The sequence below is a fragment of the Ferroplasma sp. Type II genome (assembly GCF_000496155.1).
The window spans coordinates 1905-3165 of record NZ_KI542839.1 but is presented as its reverse complement, the minus strand read 5'-3'; the positions used below and the strand labels follow the sequence as shown (position 1 = coordinate 3165).

Below are 1261 nucleotides of genomic sequence, written 5' to 3'. Positions count from 1 at the left end.
TCTGAGGATCCCCTTTACATAAGTCCTATGTAAGTGCAAGTTTTGCCAGTGAAACAGCAAACCTCCATGTTTTAGCATGAGGTAGTTCACAGACATGACAACCAATAACCGTACCAACACAATATGTAATTTAACCTTGATAATACATAGTTTAACAAGTTTATAGCTCGAAAGTCAAGTTAAACTATAGTTCACAATAATAATTAAATCAAAAATTATTTTTTAAGATTTTTTATCATATTATCTGCTACAGTATCAAAAAACTTCTTTATGTAATCATTGTTAGCCACTGCAGGGATTCCAGAATCTGAATCTTGAACTATTTCAGGCATTATTGGTATATTTCCGAGATAAGGTATGTTATAATCCTTTGCAATCTGTTCAGTTCCACCCTTCTTGAATATATCCGTTTCCTGGCCGCAATGTGGGCACACAAAACCACTCATATTTTCAATTATTCCAAGTACTGGCATATTAACTTTTTTGGCGAAATTTATTGCCTTTTTTGCATCAAGCAAGGCAACCTCTTGTGGCGTTATTACTATAACTATCCCATCAGCATCAGGTATAAGTTGACAGATACTTAACGGTTCATCTCCGGTTCCTGGAGGGAGATCGATGACCAAAAGATCCTTATTTCCCCATGATGTATCCTCAAGAAATTGCTGTACTGCCTTATGCCTTATGGCCCCCCTCCATACTACTGGAGTATCATGTGTGGGCAATGCCATTTCCATTGAGATTACATCCACATTATACTTTGTTTTTGCAGGTTCTATTTTGCCTTCCTCATTTCCAAAGGCTTTTTCCTCTTCTATCCCCAGCATTTTTGGGTCATCCGGGCCATTTATGTCGGCATCCAGTAAGCCTACCTTAAAATTTTTCTGTGCAAGGGTAACTGCTAGATTTGTTGCGATTGTTGATTTTCCCACCCCACCTTTTCCGCTCATAACCATTATAGTGTGTTTTACATTATATTTAATTGATTTTCCTGGCGTAAGTGAAGGTCTTGGTGGTGGCTCATTAATTTTTATTGTTCCAGCCATGTCCTTATATTTTATATTAATATATAATGTTACCCGCTTTTTATTCGATCATTCCTCCATTATAGAGATAATCTGGTTTCTGTATGGAAAAGATGGAAAGGCGCCATATCCTGTGGTGGACAGTGCACCTGCTATGTTGGCAAATTCCATGCTTTTGTCTATACTTTCAGTTCTGAGAAATTCAGACGCGAATGCTCCGTTAAAACAGTCACCAG

General features: G+C 37.6%; 1 protein-coding gene. It reads right to left on the bottom strand.

Annotation, left to right across the window (positions count from 1 at the left end):
• Positions 1-215 precede the first annotated feature (215 nt).
• Complete coding sequence (locus tag AMDU4_RS13600) at positions 216-1046, bottom strand: Mrp/NBP35 family ATP-binding protein (protein ID WP_021788504.1); 831 nt, start codon at positions 1044-1046, stop codon at positions 216-218.
• Positions 1047-1261: the final 215 nt, after the last annotated feature.